Origin of the sequence: Chryseobacterium viscerum (assembly GCF_025949665.1) — a bacterium.
Lineage (GTDB): Bacteria > Bacteroidota > Bacteroidia > Flavobacteriales > Weeksellaceae > Chryseobacterium > Chryseobacterium viscerum_A.
The window spans coordinates 1140372-1155335 of sequence record NZ_JAPDFT010000001.1 but is presented as its reverse complement, the minus strand read 5'-3'; the positions used below and the strand labels follow the sequence as shown (position 1 = coordinate 1155335).

Here is a 14964-nt window from a genome sequence, read left to right as displayed (position 1 = left end):
GGAGCTCATTATTTTACATTCTCATAATAGCTGCATTCGATTCTTACATTTCTGACCTCATTGATCTGGCCGCCATTCACAGAATTCTGGTTTTGTCCTGCTGATAAATAACCTGTCGTCAAAAGGGTATCATTGTCGGCATTATAAACTTCACACTTTATGTGTTGATTGATTTTTGTAAGGTCTGCCTTATAAAAGAAGGTCAAATAATCTCCCAGATCATAATGATCAGTAACGGTATCTTCAGCTCTATATTGATCGCCCCATCCAACGGCTTCTATTCTATATTGGATAGGTACTTCCGTTTTATTAACGAACTTAACATTAGTGTTTAAAATGTTTATTTTTCTTCCATAGGCTCCTTTTGTGATTTGTATGGGTAAGCCGATACTTTCTACCTCTCCAAAGTCAAAACCAGCAGAAACTGCATTCAGATTATTTCCGAATAATCTGTAAATGGTATAAGTCTGATTTAATTGGTAAGCCAGATTATAATATTCCGTTTCTCCCAAATCACCTTCTAAGATTTCTTTTACTTTTATAGTATAAGGTGCGCTGCCTATAATATAACGTTTATCTAAAAAGCTTCTGAAATCAGTAGATGAGATCACCTGATCCGGTTCATCATTCGTGCTTACCACTATTGAAAATTTTAGATTTCCGACATTATTTGCTAAAAAATTAACGTATATGTTGTCAATAGCTGCTAAATTATTGGCAAAAATGGCTAGTTCTCTTTTGGTAAAGACATCTTCTCTAAGCCTTAAAGAATCTATTAAATCCGCAAACTGACTTTCTGTAGGATATTTCCCTGTTTCAAAATAGATTTTTAACTGGTCTCTGGTTGTTAGTTTATTTTCCTCCATAATACTTTTTTATAAGTTATGCTTCCGGGCATAATTACACTTTGGTTTCAATGATAATTTATGTTATGTTTTAAAGTTCTGAACTCATCCTTTTTTATCCCTGGAAAAGGATTTTAGCCTCGTTACGCTGTAGTTGCAGTAACATTTACTTGTAAGAAACCGGATGATGACTTCTTAAGTTTCATTGCCCAAAATTCATACTTTTTTTGTTCCTGTGAAAGTTTTTTGACCTGTCTATTCTGTAGTTGCAGTAGCCTTTCTTTTCCGAATAAGTAAAATAACCAGATCTGTATTTTTATTTAATAAAACCTGGCCTGTATCTATAATAAAAAAGGCTCAGATGATAAAATCCGAGCCTTTTTCAGCTTATATGCTTAATGCTAATTTCTTTTCGCAGCGTTGATAATTAATCCAGTTTAAAGAAGAAATACACTACCGCCGCCCATTCTTTTTTGACTCCTCTTGCATACCCGATAGTGCTGTGGCTGCTATTTTCAACTGTTCCATCATCTTTGATGTAACCAATAGTGGAATGGCTGCTGTTTTCTACTGTTCCATCTTCTTTCACATAGCCCACTGTAGAGCGGCTCTTGTTTTCGATAGTTCCGTCACTTTTGATGTACCCAATAGTGCTTCTGCTTTTATTTTCGACAGTCCCATCATTTTTAATGTATCCCACGGTGGAATGGCTGTTGTTTTCTATGGTTCCGTCACTTTTAATATATCCTGTGGTACTGTGGCTTCCGGATTCTATAGTTTGGGCACCTACGGAAAGACAGAAGAGCAGGGAACAAAAGAATAGTGTTTTTTTCATATTCAATATTTTAATGAGTTATTAACTTTGATTATTTGATGTATTCAAAAGTATTGATTATTCTTTTATAAAGATAAAACTTACAGATAAAATGATTGAAAATAAAAACCGCACGAAAAGATTCGTGCGGTAGTAATAGACTTTCTTTTAAATTTATACAAATTGTATAACAGATTATTGCATGCTCTTTTCTGCTTCTTCAATATTATATGCAATTCTATCATCTTCTTTTATCAAAGATTTAAAAATATCTGCATATTTATTAAAAGTACTTTTATCATAATGAACAAGTACCGGAAACAGCTGACTCGCCTGATAATATCTTTTATTTTGTAAGGCTGCCTGTATTGCCTGTTCTATTTCTTCTAAAAGTGGTTGGCAATTTTTCTTTAAAAGGAAATCTTTTAGATTGGATTCAAAAAATTTATCACCATAAATATTCAAAAAATGCTTAATATATGGATAAAGTTCCTGTTCCGTTTTTCCATTCAATGTGGCAATATATAAGGCGTTTGTAATTACATCATATACATTATCTTCACTATGAAGTCTATGGGGTTCAAAATTTTCTTTTTCATCCCATTTTTCGGAAATGAACCGATCAAGTTGTTCAAATCCTTCCGGTATTGCCCACGCCAATAAAATAAGCATGGCCTGATAAGCAATATATTGGTTGTCATTTTGAAGAAGTAATTTTAATTGTTCAACTCTGTCCGGATCTATTTTTTCAAGGAGTTGTACTTCGTTTAGATCATGTCCTTCTTTTCCATCTTCGTTATAGTGATAGAGGAGTTCGTTTATTTGGTTATTCATTTTATTATTAATTATTTTTTTAATATTAGTTTAAGAAACTATTCCTTCTTTAAAGATTATTTTTTTCAATTAAATTCCGAAATCCAATTTTCATTTATAATCAATGATTTATTTTTTAAATCATCCATATTCATTGTATAATCTGAGAACACACAATCGCTTTTTGGAAAATCAGAATATGATTTATAAATAAACTCTACTTTACGAATCACTAATTACAATTTCTTTAGCTCCAAGTTTTTTCATTGATTTTAATTAGATTTTTACCATTCAGTGTTTCTTATAAATCTAATCTATTTGTATTGAAATTTCCTAATTTTTTTGCTATCCATATCCTTTCAGCTTGCCTTTTAGTTAATCCTATAAACATATTGGATAGCTTTTCTATTTCTTCTTTATCAAAAAAATTGCTAGATATTCCAAACCAGTCCTCACCATTTAATAGATTAATTTTCAAGCGAAAATATTTTTCTTTTCCTTCTCTTTTTTTTATGTCATCAATTATTCTAGCACAAGGAATTATGGTCACTTGTATGTAATCTAATGTTTTCATATATTTTCGCATGATAGCATTACTTCCTGACCTTGAAATTAGATCTTCTTTTTTTTCATTATCATTTGTATCAGCGAATATTTCCCATATTTCACCATTCTCTGAATGATATTCTCTCCATTCTTTTCTCATATATAATAATTTAATAATATAAATGTACGTTATCTGAATAATATGTACCAGAACTTTCACTCCATGCATTAAAATGTCTAGGTGCTCCAAATGTGGAATGTCCTATTTCGTGGTCGTGGTATCCACTTGTTGGTTTTTTGTTAGAATCTAATTTTGATGAATGTTTTCCTATTTTTCTATTGGAATTATTGTTTTTATATGTATTCATTTCGTCTATGTAATCTTTTCTTCTAATAGTTATAGGATCGCTGCCAAGATCACCCGAAATCTCCGATGCTGCTTTCTTGGCACTATTTTTATCAGTGAATGTATATCTATTTTTGCCTGTTTTTTCTCCACCGTATTTTTTAGCAATTTTGTCAACATCTCTTACTATTTTATTATTAGCTAATCTTTCACTATTTTTAAGATTTGTCAAATCTTCCTTAGCTTTAATCTTATTCTCTTTCTTTATTTTAGAAAGTTTAGGTTCTATTTCCTTCGCAATCCAATCTGCTTTTTCCTGATCGGTAAGTCTGACATCTGCTTCTAGTTCATTTATCTGACGACTAATTTCGGGATTTTCTTCTAATTCTAATGTGTATTTTTCACGGATAGGCTCGCAAGGTGATGCACATACGTAAATTTCCCCTTTTTCCGTCATAGTAACTGTATGCCCTTCTTGAGTTTTAGCCTGCCCATAGGATTTGCCATGCTCGGTTTGAATTGGTTTTACATCCTCTTCCTTAATATTAGATTTACCACTGCCTTTTTCATTTCTCTTATTTTCAGGTAAAATATCCTCAGGGATCTTATTTTTAGTCGATTTCACATTAAAATATTCAGAAGGAATTTCACCTTTAATTAAAATCTCTTTGTCTCTTACACTGTTGTTAAGATCTCTTACCGCATCATCTACTCTTTTCTGATTTTTAGGCGTTGGACTTTCTTCAAATCTTTTCATCGCCTGATCTATTTTAGCCTGTAGTTCCGCTTGTACTTTTTCAGGTCTCAATACCTCTACCTCACTTATTTTACCAGCAGCGATATCAGCTTCCAGCCTTTTAATATCAACTTCAATCACATTGTCTCCGTAGGTTTTGCCTATACCAGGACCTTCATCTGAGAAAGAAGTATAAGGACTTTTACTTTTCATAGGTTCGCTTCCTCTTACGTGATCAGAAACAGTAGCACTTCCGTTTTTGTCTGCAGGAGTTAAGTTTCCTTCTTCATTAATGTGAGATTTTATCCTTCCTTCTTTTGAGCCTTCAGGAGAATAAGGTCTGTTATCTTGTCTGAATATGCTTTCTTCATATACATTTTCCTGCACCTGAACTGGTTTCACACCTTCTTCCTTAACATTGGATTTCCCGGTGCTTTTTTCATTTCTTACAGGCTGTTCGTGCATTCTGTCAGGAACGGTCTGCTCTTCAAAAGGAAGTTGATTCAGGTTGTGGCTTGGCGTTGTAGTAGTCTTTTTCTTGAAAGGTTCAGTAACCCAATCTTTTGCTTTTTTATACGCTGCTTTAAAATTTTGGCCCGCTTTAATCCATGTATCTTTTTTGAAAACAGAGGTTATTCTTCTAGGTATAGAAACAATACTTGCTTTTATTCCATTTCTTGCGGTAATGAACATTCGTTTACCAAAAGTTTTCGGGTTTCTTTTTGCCAGATCTTTTATGGAAGCTCCACCTTTTTTCGAGGCTTTTCCACCTATCATTGCCAAAATAGCCATACCTGAATTGGTAATGTCGCTTTTTAATTCACCAGAATTTTTGAACAAAACATCAGCCGTTTTTGCTGTATGTACGTCATAAATATTTTTAATTCCGTTGAGTATATTCAATCCTAATGCTATGGCTCCAATCCAGAATGTTATGGTTCCCATTGTTATAGTAGCTCCTCCCAGCCAGGCGGCTAATGGTGCTAAACCACCCAGAGTGAAAATAGATCCTACAGCGGCAGCTAATGTTAAAATCCCCAATATCCCTGTAATTACACCGGCTATGATGAGTACTTTATTGGCTATCCCGGCTGCTTTTTGGAGAATCATTCCTACCGGATCTTCTGAGAATCCCTTCCAACTTGTCAGATCTTCCCAAATACCGCTAATAGATCCTGAAATAGCCTCAACCCATGCTTTGGGACTAAAGATTGATTCAATAAATTTACCTACATCGGTCCAGGTAATGGATGTAACGTCATTCCAAATATCTGAAAAGGCAATAGATATAGACATCCATAATCTTTTTAAGCCCGTAATTCTATTCAGATTTTTGGTCACTAAGTTTAATGGTTTTTGTAAAGCATCTTTACGTTTATTGTTAAAGACCTCTATTTGAGAGTTTCTAATGCTGTCAACATTTTGGTCAATTAACCTTTGATGTTCTGATTGATCATTATCATAATTAGCATTTACTTCTTCAAATTTATCTCTTAATAAATTTTGTTGACCAGAGCTTAATTGTCTTAGAAAAGCTACTTGTTCATCTTTTGTTTTTAATTGTGTAAAATCAATCAATAAACGTTCTGCCTCATTAAGTTCTTTGGGGGTTTGCTGAATTTTGTCTTTTTCTTTTTGTATTAAACTATTTCGTCCCTCAACGGTGGCCATATTGGCATAATAAGCATTTTGCGTTTTTATAATCTCATGTTCAATAATATAAGAATCCAATAGTAATCCATCTGCTTCCTGATTTAATTTTTTACTTTGTGATTCTACCTGTTTTAGTTTTGGGGTAAGTTTTCCCAGCTCTTTTTTGGCTTCTATATTCTTTTTAGTATCTGCAGCCAGTTTAGCTTTTGATTTTCGTATTGACGCTCTGGAAGATGTTATTTCACTTTGTATCTTTGTATTCTTACCTTTAGCCTGTTGAGCTTCCTGAGATAATTTTTGAGTTGTATTTCCTGCCTGAGATACCGCTTGATTTATCGTCCCGGCATTGGTATTTAATTCATTTAATTTTCTGGTAAGGTTTCCAGAATCAGCATTTTTGGGATCTTGATGTTTTTGAGACCCACCAAGTAAATTTTTTGCTTCGTTATTGAAATCATTTGCTTTGGTCTTATTTTTATTATATTCCTGTTGATATATTCCGACCTCCTGCTCTACCTTTTGCTGTCTTTTTACTGAGGTTTCAAGTCCTTTTTCTAATTTTTTGATTAAAGCTTCTTTCGTTTCTATACTGTCTTCTGATTTTTCTAAATCAGCGTCTGATTTTTGAATTTCTCTTTCAACCTCTTTAATTTTATTTTTTAGTGTTTTTGCGGCTTCGTTTTGAGATTTTACCTGCCCCTTAGCTTCTACTCCCTGGTCTCTAAACTCCTGTGCAGCCGCAACAAGCCCCACTATGTTAATTGTCGTCTGTGCATCCGGAGCTATTTCGGCTTGCTCGCTATCAACAGCCTTATCCATTCTTGGAGTAACAACGGATTGGATATCATCCGGAATAGTAACTTTTGTTTCTTTTTCTCCTTTAGTTTTTGAATTTGATTTTTTATTATTAGATTTTTTGTCATCCACAGCCTTTTCTGAACGAGGCACTTCATTTTTATCGGCAGCCTTTTTTGAGCTATTGTTATTAACTTCAGATGAGACTGGTTTAATTGGAGGTATTTTAACCTCAACCGCTTTCTCTTTTGGCTTCTGATCTATAACAGGCTTTGATGCTTCAGATTTGCTGTTAATGTTTTTTAATGTTTCTTTTTCTCCTTCTCTTGTTGTTTTTACAGAAGTTTCCTGATTTTTAACCATCTGACGGACTGCCACCTGCTCTTCCGGTGTCTTCGCCGCATAATTTCCCGATTTAATATTATTATAATCTTGTACCTGATTCACATTCAGGGCTGCCTTATATCCTTTCTCAATCTTTTGAGTATCAGGATGGTTGATATCGCCGGTCTTGATTAGACTCTCCTGAAGTCTTTCATACATTATTTCTGCGCCTTGGTCGTAAATGGTTTGCGAACCGTGAACGGCTGCAATAGTTCCATTGAGGTTGAGCATACTATCATTAGGACCTCCTGATCCGGCAGTAACGCCCCGATTTCCGGATTTTTGTGTTTGTATACCGGCCACATCTACCTCAGACAGAGGGACAACTACCGGATCCTTCGGCTTCTGCTTTTTGCTCTGGTTTTTATGGGCCTTATTGTCTTTTTCTACAGGTTTTGCTGCTTTCATTGACTTAGTTTTTTAATTTCATATTGTTTTAAAAGACCTATAGGCACAACTAAAATATTGTGCCTGATAGGGTGCCTGCCGGGTTGGAAAAATCATACCGGGTGAGGTAGATTCTTTAAGAATTTAAGTAAATAGAAATGGTATTTGACTTTGAGAAACAGGCAACACTGAACCATTTCCTGGTTTCTTCTCTTGTTTTTGAATTTTCAGGTTTTTTAAGTTTTAATACACTCTTTTCCGGATAATATCTCCTTGGGAGTGATTGATTCTGTCATTACGGTCAGAATCTTTTTATTATTTCATATCATCTTTCTTTTCTTCTTCCTCATCAGATGATCTGTCTGTATTGCTGGCACCATATCGGTTTTCAATAAGAAGGTTCACTGCTTTGTCAATCCAATTAGGCAGATTATTAGTGATCATCTTCAGGAATTTATCATAACCGTACCCCAATACAAACAGTACCCCTGTCGAATACCATTTGTCATGCAATTCGGCTCTGTTCATTAAATAGCTCATCGTAAAGCCTACGATTACTACGATTACCAATGTGATAAAATGTTCCCATGGCTGTTTTTTCTCTTTATTTTGTATGGAGACCAGTACCCTTAGTACCCCTCCTGAAAATGCTATTGCAGTTCCGATTAACAGGGCTTTTATACTATCCAAATTCATTCTTTTCTTCTCTATTATTTATTAAAAATTTTAATTTTCAAGCAACTTTCAGATGTTTAATTATTCCTGAGACAGGATGTACATATCATCTAAAAACTTTCTGATTTTCCGGATATTTTCGCTCTCATCTGCATAAGCTAACTCGTCAATAATATCACTGATATCTCTGCCTGGCTTCTTTAGTTTTTCCTTATCTTTTTTCTTTTTTTTCTTTTCTTTTTTTTTCATGGTGACTAGAATTTTATTAAATGAATAATTGATTTTTTAGTTTTTTTAAGTTGATTCCGCTTCCAATACACTAAGGCCAAACGGTTTCTTTTTAAAGTTCATGTCTCATTTAAAACAACAGAACTAAAAAGCAAAAACCGTTTTTCACCTTAATATTTTACCTATAATTTAAATTTGAGAAAGATATCAGAGCAGCCTTTTAATCTGATGGATGGGCTGTTGAGGATCTAGCAATAACTTTGAATCCCTTTTATCTTTTTAGAATGAATAATTTCAAGAAATGAATTATGAATACACACTATCTACAAACATTATCTTATTGATATTCACATTACAACATTATATTAAATGGTAAGGACTGAGCTTTCTTCCGTGATCATACGTTATGGCTGAAGAATAATGTTATATATTGTTCTTTCAGACAGAAACAACATTTCCATAAGCTCATTGACAATCACTTTCATCTGTTTATCCTGATTACGTCTTACATAATCAATGACAAAATCTTTTCTTTTTTCGACTAATTCTTTACTACGTTTCATATTCTATGGTTAAAAGTTTTTTTGGTTAAAAAGTTTTTTCTGAATCAGACAAGCTTCCTATTCTTATATATTGACCGTTTCATTAAGTCATAAGAAACCCTAAAGGCGAATATTCCGCCTTTTAACAAGATGTCTGATTCCATTATTTAAATTTGTTTTTTTAGAAGCGGGTACCTGATATTTCCCAATAAAAATCTCATTCTGGCTTCTATCTTCTAAATTTCATTTGCCTTTTTAGTATGTATTATCAACCTTACTGCCAACTATAATTAATCGATATTTTATATGCTGAACAGCAGCGTTATTCTACATTTCCGGGTTGTTTTTTATTTTCTGGAAAAACAAAGAGCAAAATGATTGCTTTATTTAGATATCAATCAAAAAATAAACGCATTTTTATCATTATTAAAACAGTCTTAAAACGAACAAAAACCCAAAAAAATTTAAAACAAAAACGCACTTTTTACATTTTATAGATTATTGAAAATTTTTCTATTCCTATCTGCGCCGGATAAAACAAAAAAGGAAAATATCTACATTTTAAATATATTGGGCACAAAATAAATACTTAACTTTTTTAATTACAGATAATTATAAGCAAAAAATAACATTTTCAAATATTAAAAAAAAATTAAATTTTAAATATAATTTTGTACATTTGTACTGTTTCATCATAATGACGAAACAAATATACGAACATTGTTCGTTTTTCAAAATAAAAAACGAACATTTTGTTCATTTTTTTTCACAAATAACTATAAACATATCAAAATGAACTATTTAGAATTCAAAGAAATCAGGAAGAAACTAAACATGAAGCAGGCTGATATCGCAAAATCTATAGGAGTGGGTACCAGAGCTGTGCAATATTGGGAAAAAGGCGAACGAAAAATACCGGAAACGACGGCTTACTTTGTCACCAATTTACTGTTAAAACAGCAGGAACTCAATGATGACAGCGCATCTCCGGTTGTTTTTTCAGATTTGAAGATTATGCATGTCCCGTTGGCGAATCAATATGCACAAGCCGGTTATCTGAGTAATTTTGCTGATGAAGAATATATAGAAAGCTTACCCACTATTCCTTTTACGGACGATGTAGAGCACAGAGGTGAATACATGTGTTTTGAAGTAAAAGGAGACAGTATGGATAACGGATCGTACGAAAGCTATCTGGAAGGAGACATTATCTTATGTAGAAATATCAGACAGGATTACTGGATGAGTAAGCTGCATTATGATAAATGGGATTTTGTGATCGTTCACAAAGAGAAAGGAATTCTGGTAAAGCGAATCATCAACCATGACGTGGAAAGAGGAATTATCACCCTTCATTCTCTGAATGAATATTATGAAGATTTCGAAATCCATCTGAAGGATGTTGCGAAACTTTTCAATATTATAAGTACAAGACGTAAAAACAACAGAAGATAACTGCCTGAGTGAATAAAATCCTCAATTGCTTGAGGATTTTATTGGGGCATTAAGATCATCTCAGTATAAGATATTCTAACAGCTTACTTTGTCTTCCCTACCAATTATTGTAGCATTTTCCGGATCTACCCGATAAATGGCACTTGGATTAAGATATGAACTCAGGAATCTGATCCATCTGATCCCACTTCTTTTGAAGCTTTCGGGTGCATTTGGCTCAAATTCTTTTATATTTGTAGGTGTTGCAAGCATACCATTAGTCAAGTAAATCAAAGTTCCTATATCTGCTGAAGAGGGTTTCAAAATTACTTTCACTTTCCAGGCAGGGTCTGTCCCATTACAAAGAGGGTCTGGGTTCAGATCATCTACACCAGACAAACAATAGGCTTCTACTGCACCACTCCACTCTTTAGAATCAAACTGAACAACATCTGACCAATCCGAAATTCCATCCGGTTTACAATACTTTCTTATTCTTATATATAACTTAGTATTATCAGGAATTTTCCCATTTTTCATATCAATATTTTCAAATTGGGTATACGCAGTATCGCTAAAGCCCACCTTTGTATAAATAATGTCTGTAAAGTCAGGATCTTTTGCTATCTGATATTCCAATGTTGCAAGATTGGTGGTATCATCAACCCAGTAGTTCATTACGATCTGGCCGTCATCCAGCACTTTTATATCATAGATTTTAGGAACGTAACAAGAAGAAGAAGTATTACATCTCCCAACGTTCAGAAAAAAATCTCTCTTAGTAACAATTCCGCCTACAGCCAGTTTCACTTCCAATTCGTATGTGCCTGGAGTTTGAATATCATTTTGAATATCATTAAGCTTTATTGCATTACCCGTTACAACCAATTGCTTTATATCATGGGTAGGTCCCGGCGGATTTAAATAAGTCACAGTCGCCTCTGTTAGTGGCAATGAAGATTCATATCCTATTTTGAATGAAACATCACATTTTGCTGCTGCCATTATATTATGTTTTTATTGTTAATATTATATTTTATCAATATCTAAGGGGTGTTGAAATCATTCTAAAGAAAAAACACCCCTTGATATCAGATTAGGTTTAATATCAATACACTGTTACAGTTGTTGTATCAATACTAAATGCATCACTATTCGCATCCTTAACCAGAAGCTGGAATTTATAGTTACCAGCAATTAAATCTTCAACGATCAGTTCTCCGTTAGCAGGATCACTAATAAGTTTCACATCCGGACCTTCTAGTTTGCTCCAGAAGTATAGAAGTACGGGCGCTCCGTCACCTGATCCTTTTAATCCAAATCTCCCCAGTTCTAAAGAAAACCGCAGATCTTTCGCTCCGGCATCAGCTTTAATAATCGGCAGAGTGGCAGGACAGCAGTTTACACTATCTGATAAGTCTATCTTTTTGATCGCCACGTACCAATCTCTTACCGTAATAGTCTGAGTACATTCACCGTTACTCACCTTCACATTGATCACCGGGATATTTTTTGGATCTACATTCATCAAGGTATAACTCATATTTCCATTAGCATCCGGCTGAGAAAGCGGGTTACCATCTACACTGTAAGTATAGTTTGTAAAGCCTGGCCCTGAAACGACAAAGTTTACTTTTGTTTCATTTGAATTACCGGCCGGATAATCAACAGATTTAACAGATATCCCAACCTTCGGTGTTGAAATAACCCTAATACTGCAGTTGGTTTGTTTTCCGTTTACAGTAAAGGTAATTACCTGACCGTGTAACGCAGGATTCACCAGGTTCGGATTGAAGGAATATCCCCCAGCACCGGATACAACACTGGCTTCAGCACCAGCACTGGCTGCTACAACTCCATTGCTGGGTACCACGTTAAAAGGTATAGAACCGGATTCAGAACAAATAGTATTCACCGGCAAGCTTAATTGAACCGGAGCATCATACCAACCTCTTATAGTCGTGTATTGAGCACATCCTCCTCCAGTCACATTCACTCCTATCACCGGAATATTTTTTGGATCAAGATTAGAATATTTATAACTTATCTTACCATTTATAGGTTTGGGAGGAGTAAACTGTCCGGTACCCAGAAAATCCCATTCGTACATATATTCTGTAAAATATGGTCCGGAAACGTCAATGTTTATTGTGGTTTCTGTTGAACCGTTCGCTGGATAATCAACAGTATAATTAATATTAACTTTAGGCGGCGGAATAACCTTAATACGACAGTTCGTTGATTTATCGTTTACAGTAAATGTAATATATTGACCATACAAAGCAGAATTCACTGCATTTGGATTGAAAGAATAACTTCCATTGCTGGATACAACACTGGCTTCCGCACCGGCACTGGCTTTCACAATCCCATCCGTAGGGAATAGATCAATAAAAGGTATGGAATCAGATGAAGAACAAATAATATCTGTTGCTAAACTTAACCGAACCGGAGCATCGTACCAGTCTCTTATTATAACATCCTGGATACATCCGCTGCCATCTACTTTTACTCTTATTGCCGGAATATTTTTAAGATCCAGATTGTAATACTTATAACTCACAAATCCATTTGCATCCGGCTTTATCGGAACCCAAACATCAGTCCCAAGGAAATCCCATCTGTACGTATAGTCTGCAAAGTTTGCTCCGGAAACTTTAATGTTTACTATTGTTGCTGTTGAGTCTCCTCCAGGATAAATGACAGGTTCTACAACTTCTACTTTAATATCCGGTTCTGAAATCACTTTAATGCTGCAATCAGTAGGTTTCCCATTGACAGTAAAGGTAATTTCCTGACCATAGAACTGTTCTTCCACAGCCTTCGGATCAAAGATATATTGTCCATTGATAAATTTCACACCATTACTGATACTTGCTTTCACAACTCCATTCATAGGGGATACAGTAAAAGGTATTGGGTCGGATTCAGCACAGATAACAGAAGTTGGCAAACTCAATTTGATGATTGCTTTTGGAGTACAACAGATGTATGGAAGTGAAAAGTCTGCAATAACTTTTGGATTTCTCACAGAATCATAAACCAGAATAAAAGTGCCACCACGTTTTACTCCCCGCTTATGTTCCAATCCCGAATTTTTTTCTACATATTCATTGAAATATGCTTTTGAAAGGTCTTTATTTCCTTTTATTTCTTCTAAAGACAAGAGCATAATATCAAATCCCAGCTGCTGCTTATCCTTGATTTCCTTTATCTGTTCAAAGGCAACCTGGTAATCCATCCCCTGATGACCTTCTATATTATAAAACGAATAGTTATCTATATTGAGATTTAAAGGACTTTCTTTTTCAAATTGTCCTATTAACACCCAATCTGTATCAAATGTTAAATTGCTGCCAGATGACCGGTTGCTCGTTTTATCAAAGTTCCACGCTTTTAAGAAATTTTCTGTAACCGTGTAATAAAAAGGAATCGCTTTATTACTCAGAGGATTCAGTTTTTGTGATGGAGTAATTTTAACCTTTTCCTTATTTTTAATAATATTATCAGGATTAAAATATCCCACCTGCTGATTAAAACGATTAATCAGGGTTTTAACTCTTTGGGTTGCTTTTTCATCATCCAAAGCAGGCGAATTATAAAACTGATGTCTTGAGAAATCCAACTGGATATCTGATATTAATTTCCCAAGCATGATGTGTTTAGGAAAAGAAACAAAATCCGGAAAACATTTAGTAAATGCTTTAGGAAGCAATTCTACAATTTCAGAATAGGTATCCATTAAATCTTTTACGACATCGTAAGCATACTGAAAACCTGAGTCCTGATTAAAAATTCTTGTAAATGATGCTTTAAACGTATCGTAATTGGCTGTTGGAATCCCTACTATTTTACCGATTGCTTCCATTCTTTCAAAAACAACCTTCCCAAAATCAGTTTTATCCAGAGCCTTGATATATATATTTTTTAAATCAGAAGCACTCAATTTTTTATTTGAAACAAACTGTTCTAAAATAACACGGTTTTGTTTCACAGGCTCCATTATATCTTCTATAAACAAAGGATGAGGCTGAAGACGATCTTTTCTTTTGAGCTTAACCTCACCTGTTATAGGGTCAGGTAGAGTAAAACCATCTTCTCCAAGAATATGAGTGATCCCTCTTGCTGTAGTAACTAATACTTTAAGGTTTCTGATTTGCTGTATTCCATGATTATCACAGTCAACACCTCTACAAGGCTTAACTTCTTTTTCATAGTCCTCCAAATACAGCAGCAGGTATTTGTCTTCTAATTTTGTAAGATTATTGACAGGCTGAAAATCAGATCTTGCTTCCTGAGCTGTTGCCAGTTCCCATAGTTCAATCTGCTCGCTCCCCTCGTAAAACGCAGGGTATTTTATTTTAAAATTATCATATACTTTAAAATGGGTGAAGTTTTTATTTTCAAGATCAACCGTTTTCAGATCGCTCATGTACAAATCTTCACTTATCTTACTCGTATTGTTCAGGGTTAATAAATCTCCGTCGGTGGTAAGCGCTGCTCCCTGAGAAAGCTGTATGCCGCTGAGCAGCCTGTTTTTATATATAAGTGTTGGTTTGAGGCCGCATACAATACCTACTCCCTGCAGCAGTACTCTGGACAAACGGTCCTGATCTTCAAAAAAATCCAGGAACTCATTGAACTGATCAGGATCTTCTATATACTGCCCTTTACTGAATTTACGGTATTGGACTGCTATACTACTTAATTGATTCTTCATTATTGTTCATTTTTTAATGATTTATTAAGGTCTTTTAATAAACTTC

11 protein-coding genes are annotated in these 14964 nt (G+C 34.4%); 1 reads left to right on the top strand and 10 read right to left on the bottom strand.

Going from position 1 to position 14964, the window contains the following annotated elements; all coding sequences use genetic code 11:
* Positions 1–8: 8 nt before the first annotated feature.
* From OL225_RS05205 to OL225_RS05170, 8 genes are all read right to left on the bottom strand, one after another.
* Positions 9–866, bottom strand: coding sequence for a hypothetical protein (locus OL225_RS05205; RefSeq protein ID WP_264517514.1), 858 nt, complete (start codon positions 864–866; stop codon positions 9–11).
* Positions 867–1272: 406 nt separating this feature from the next.
* Positions 1273–1680: a 5-fold beta-flower protein gene (locus OL225_RS05200; protein ID WP_264517513.1), complete on the bottom strand. Its 408-nt coding sequence runs from the start codon at positions 1678–1680 to the stop codon at positions 1273–1275.
* Positions 1681–1854: 174 nt separating this feature from the next.
* The gene (locus tag OL225_RS05195; protein WP_264517512.1) at positions 1855–2493 is read right to left on the bottom strand and encodes a hypothetical protein; all 639 of its coding nucleotides are present in this window, start codon (positions 2491–2493) and stop codon (positions 1855–1857) included.
* A gap of 280 nt (positions 2494–2773) precedes the next feature.
* Positions 2774–3178 carry a hypothetical protein gene (locus OL225_RS05190; RefSeq protein ID WP_264517511.1) on the bottom strand — a complete coding sequence of 135 codons (405 nt, stop codon included), beginning with the start codon at positions 3176–3178 and terminating at the stop codon, positions 2774–2776.
* A gap of 10 nt (positions 3179–3188) precedes the next feature.
* On the bottom strand, positions 3189–7340 hold the full coding sequence (locus tag OL225_RS05185) for a hypothetical protein (protein ID WP_264517509.1): 4152 nt from the start codon (positions 7338–7340) through the stop codon (positions 3189–3191).
* 294 nt (positions 7341–7634) lie between these two features.
* Positions 7635–8015 (bottom strand): hypothetical protein, encoded by a 381-nt coding sequence (locus OL225_RS05180; protein WP_047378127.1) that lies wholly within the window; start codon positions 8013–8015, stop codon positions 7635–7637.
* Between the two features lie 60 nt (positions 8016–8075).
* On the bottom strand, positions 8076–8243 hold the full coding sequence (locus tag OL225_RS05175) for a hypothetical protein (RefSeq protein WP_156118455.1): 168 nt from the start codon (positions 8241–8243) through the stop codon (positions 8076–8078).
* A gap of 383 nt (positions 8244–8626) precedes the next feature.
* On the bottom strand, positions 8627–8785 hold the full coding sequence (locus OL225_RS05170; protein WP_156118456.1) for a hypothetical protein: 159 nt from the start codon (positions 8783–8785) through the stop codon (positions 8627–8629).
* 771 nt (positions 8786–9556) lie between these two features.
* Between OL225_RS05170 and OL225_RS05165 the strand changes: the two genes are divergently transcribed.
* On the top strand, positions 9557–10219 hold the full coding sequence (locus OL225_RS05165; protein WP_047378128.1) for a S24 family peptidase: 663 nt from the start codon (positions 9557–9559) through the stop codon (positions 10217–10219).
* A 75-nt stretch (positions 10220–10294) separates the two neighbouring features.
* On the opposite strand, the gene OL225_RS05160 is transcribed toward OL225_RS05165, so the two are convergent.
* The gene (locus OL225_RS05160; RefSeq protein ID WP_264517508.1) at positions 10295–11203 is read right to left on the bottom strand and encodes a hypothetical protein; all 909 of its coding nucleotides are present in this window, start codon (positions 11201–11203) and stop codon (positions 10295–10297) included.
* 103 nt (positions 11204–11306) lie between these two features.
* Complete coding sequence (locus OL225_RS05155; protein WP_264517507.1) at positions 11307–14918, bottom strand: PKD domain-containing protein; 3612 nt, start codon at positions 14916–14918, stop codon at positions 11307–11309.
* Between the last annotated feature and the right edge of the window lie 46 nt (positions 14919–14964).